Raw genomic sequence first — 3,992 nt, 5'->3', positions numbered from 1 at the left:
GGGGCCGGGAGGGGGATCCCCCTCCCGGCCCCTCACGGCCTCACGGCCCCGCTCAGGCGGCCGTGTCCAGCAGCAGCAGGCGGTCCAGGATGTCCTGGAGGGTGACCAGGCCGATCACCTCGCCGTCCGTCTCCACCAGGGACAGGTGGCTGCGGCTCTCCCGCATGATGCCCATCGCCGCGTACATCGGCGTCTCCGCGGCCAGGGTGAGCACCGGCCGCATCAGGTCGGCCGCGGTGGTCCCCTCCGGGCCCGTCAGCGCCTCGCGCACGTGCAGCACGCCCACGGGTTCGGTGCCGTCCATCACCACCAGGCGCAGGTGCGTGGACTCCCGCGACACCTGCTTGATGTCGTCCACCGTCGAGTTCGGGGACACCGACGCGATCTCCTCGCGCGGTGTCACGATCTCGCTCAGCGGACGGGAGTTGACCTCCAGCGCCGTGGCCAGCTGGGCGCGGCGCTCGGGGTCGAGCGCACCGGCCTTGGCCGAGTGCTCCACCAGCTCGCGCACGTCGTCGGGACCGTGCCCGGACGACATCTCGTCCACCGCCTCCACGCCCAGCCGGTGCAGGCACCAGTTGGCCATGCCGTTGAGCATCAGCAGCAGCGGACGGGTGAACCACATGAACGCCCGCATCGGCACGGCCAGCATGATCGCCGACTTCTCCGGGTGCGAGATCGCCCAGGACTTGGGCGCCATCTCACCCACCACCAGGTGCAGGAAGGTCACCACGATCAGCGACAGCACGAACGAGACCACGTAGCCCACCGCCGCCGGCAGGCCGCCGAACAGCGGCTCCAGCATGTGGTGGACGGCGGGCTTGGAGATCGCGCCCAGCGCCAGGGCGCACAGGGTGATCCCCAGCTGCGAACCGGCCAGCAGCAGCGACAGGTCGCGGGCGCTCCTGACCGCGGCCCGTGCCGAGAAGCTGGACTCGGCGGCCTCCTCCAGCCGGTAGCGGCGCGCCGCCACCAGGGCGAACTCGATCGCCACGAAGAAGGCGCTCAGCGCGATGATCACCGCGGTCAGCGCGAGCGCCACCCACACGTTCATGTCACTCATGCCGACGCCTCCTGCGACTCGTTGCCCTGCACCTCGTGCAGACGCAGCTCCACGGTGTGCGGAACGTGCCTCTGCACCGCGCTGACGACCATGGTCAGCCCCATGTCGGGGTCCTCGTCGTGCGCGCTGGGCGGTCGGGGCAGGGCGATGGAGACCCTGTCACCGGCCTCGGGGAGCCGGTGCAGCTCGTGCACCACCAGACCGCCCAGGGTCTCGTAGTCCCCCTCGGGCAGGTCGTGGCCGAGCAGCCGCTCGACCTCGTCGATGTGCAGAGCGCCCGGGACCAGGTAGGAGCCCTCGCCCTCCAGGTAGGAGGGGGACTCCTCCGCGGGGCTGTGCTCGTCGGCGATCTCGCCGACCAGCTCCTCGGCCAGGTCCTCGGTCGTGATGACCCCGGCCAGGCCGCCGTACTCGTCCACCACGCAGGCGAACTCCTCGCCCGCCTCGCGCAGCTGGCTCAGCGCGGAGGGCAGCGGCAGCGACGCGGGAAGCATCACGGTGGGCCGCGCCACCTCGCTGACCTTGGTGTTGGCCAGGTCCCGGTCGCCCAGCGCGAGCACGTCGCGCAGGCAGATGACGCCGACGATGTCGTCCACGCCGTCACCCAGCACCGGGAAGCGCGAGTGGTCGGAGGCCATCAGCTCCACGACCCGGCTGACCGGGTCGCCCTCCTCCACCGTGGCCACCTCCGGACGCGGGATCATCGCGTGTCCGGCGGTGCGCTCGTGGAAGTCCAGGGTGCGGTCCAGCAGGGTGGACAGCTCCGGCGGCAGGTCGCCGCTGGCCTTGGACTCGGCGATGATGCTCTCCAGGTCGCGCGCGGTCGCCGCGTGCTGGACGTCCTCGACCGGTTCGATCCGCACCGCCTTGAGCAGCAGGATCGCCGCCTGGTCGAACAGCCAGATGACCGGGCCGAAGATCTTCAGGTAGATCCCCGTGGACAGCGCCAGCCAGCGCGCGACCGGCTCGGGCCGGGCGATGGCCAGGTTCTTGGGGAAGAGCTCTCCGAAGACCATCTGCACGACGGTGGAGAAGAGCAGGGCCAGGACGGTGCCGATGGCCACGCCCGTCCCCGTGGGGATTCCGGCGAGGCCGAGCAGCTCACCGACGCCCTCGCCGATCATGGGCTCGGCCACGTAACCCACCAGCAGGGCGGTCACGGTGATGCCCAGCTGGGCACCGGAGAGCATGAAGGACGTCCGGTTGGTGATGCCCAGGGCCCTCTGGGCCCCGGCGTCCCCGGCCGCCGCCTTCGCCCGCAGTCGCGAGCGGTCCACGGCCATGTAACCGAACTCCTGGGCGACGAAGTAACCCGTCGCCACGGTGATCAGGAAGACCACCACGATCCCGAAGGCGATACTGAGGATGGTGCTCATCATCGGGCACGCACCGCCTGGTTCCGCTTCGGGCTCGGACTCCTACGAGGGTGCGCACCCTTCGTAGAAGGGGGCTCGTCGTCTGTGTCGCAGCGTCCGTTCAGGACGCTGCCGGTACTTCGGGACGGGTCCACTGTTCCTCTCTCTGCGCCTGTTGCGCTTTGTGGTGATATGTGACTACCAGGAATAAAGACGATCGGCCTGGGGCGGTTGTTCCCCGGCGGCGGATGTTTCGGAGCGGTCAGCTCCCGGCGGGGGCGTCGGCCTCCCCGCCGAGCCCGGCCCACTCCCGGCGGCGGGCCTCGGAGAGCGCGATCGCGGTGGCCACGGCCACGTTGAGCGATCCCACCCGTCCGATCTGGGGAACGTAGGTGACGGCGTCCGCGCCCGCCAGCAGGGCGGGGGAGCATCCGTGGTCCTCGGCGCCCACGGCCAGGCACACGTCCGGCTCCAGGGGAGCCGCGTGCAGCGGGAGCGCGCCGGAGGCCAGCTCGACCGCGACCACCCGGTACCCGTCCGCGCGTGCGGCGGCCAGGGCGTCGGCGGTGGAGGCCATCCGGGTGTGCTCGACCTTGGCGGCGGTGCCCAGGGCGGTCTTGCCGACCTTGGGGTCGTCGGGGTCGGCGCTGTTGCCGGTCAACCAGAGCTGGTCGACACCGAAGGTCGCAGCCGTGCGCAGGATCGAGCCCAGGTTGTAGGGCTGGGTGACCGATTCGACGAGAAGGGCGAGTCGCCCCTCGGTGCGCCTGCGCCACTGGCGGTTCAGGCGTTTGACGTCCGTGGGACGCAACTGCGTGCTCAACTGCGGTGTTTTCCTCGGCGGGTGTTCCCGGGCTGGTCCCGGAGGCCATCTGTTCGCCACAGAGTACAGGTCACCGTGCGTGGGCGCACGCATGACCCGTGACACACCACGGCAAAAGCCGCGTCAAGCCACGGAACGGCGCACCGCGAGCACCCGGAAACCCGCTCGGGAGGCCACCCGTTCGGCGGGCAGGCCCTGCTCGTCCAGCCACTTCTGCAACGAGTCCGAGCCCAGGTGGCGCTGGACCACGAGGTGGGCGACGCCCTCGGGGGTGAGCCGCCCCAGCCACGTGCGCAGCATGGAGTGCAGCACGCCCTTGCCCACCCGGATGGGCGGGTTGGACCACACCGCGTCGAAGGGGCCCAGCAGGTCCTGGGCGGTCACGTCGTCCCGCGCTGGCGCGCCCTCCCCGGACGCGCCCCGCTCCACCGACAGCCCGCCCTCGGGCTCCACCACCGCGAACCGCGCGTTGTCCAGCCCGTGCTCGGCGGCGTTGCGCCGCGCCAGCCCCACGGCCCGCGCGTTGACGTCCACGCCCAGCACCCGCGCCCCCGGCGCGCGCGAGGCCATCGTCAGCGCGATGGGCCCGTAGCCGCAGCCCAGGTCGAGCAGGCGCCCGCCCTCGGGCGGCGGCGGGACCGACTCCAGCAGCACCCGCGTGCCGAGGTCGACCTTGTCGGGGGAGAACACGCCACGGTCGGTGCGCAGCCGCAGGTGCAGGTCCGGCAGGACCAGGTCGGCGGTGGAGGGG

The 3,992-nt window shown here is 71.6% G+C and carries 4 protein-coding genes; all 4 read right to left on the bottom strand.

What is annotated here, in order from left to right:
* Positions 1-52 precede the first annotated feature (52 nt).
* The gene (locus DQW06_RS24195; RefSeq protein WP_013152974.1) at positions 53-1,063 is read right to left on the bottom strand and encodes a hemolysin family protein; all 1,011 of its coding nucleotides are present in this window, start codon (positions 1,061-1,063) and stop codon (positions 53-55) included.
* Positions 1,060-2,442: a hemolysin family protein gene (locus DQW06_RS24190; protein ID WP_013152975.1), complete on the bottom strand. Its 1,383-nt coding sequence runs from the start codon at positions 2,440-2,442 to the stop codon at positions 1,060-1,062. Before DQW06_RS24190 ends, DQW06_RS24195 begins: the two co-directional genes overlap by 4 nt.
* Before the next feature lie 238 nt (positions 2,443-2,680).
* Positions 2,681-3,241, bottom strand: coding sequence for a TrmH family RNA methyltransferase (locus DQW06_RS24185; protein WP_051104316.1), 561 nt, complete (start codon positions 3,239-3,241; stop codon positions 2,681-2,683).
* Between the two features lie 123 nt (positions 3,242-3,364).
* On the bottom strand, positions 3,365-3,992 hold a 628-nt coding region (locus DQW06_RS24180; protein WP_157983588.1), incomplete at its 5' end, for a class I SAM-dependent methyltransferase.

The sequence above is a fragment of the Nocardiopsis sp. TNDT3 genome, assembly GCF_003427465.1.
GTDB lineage: Bacteria > Actinomycetota > Actinomycetes > Streptosporangiales > Streptosporangiaceae > Nocardiopsis > Nocardiopsis dassonvillei.
The sequence above is the reverse complement of the archived record's forward strand: the minus strand, read 5'-3'. Positions and strand labels throughout refer to the sequence as shown.

What these genes read in the sequence shown, in the direction of transcription:
- DQW06_RS24190 (WP_013152975.1), bottom strand. Translation starts at nt 2,442, where the DNA reads ATGATGAGCACCATCCTCAGTATCGCCTTCGGGATCGTGGTGGTCTTC.
- DQW06_RS24195 (WP_013152974.1), bottom strand. Translation starts at nt 1,063, where the DNA reads ATGAGTGACATGAACGTGTGGGTGGCGCTCGCGCTGACCGCGGTGATC.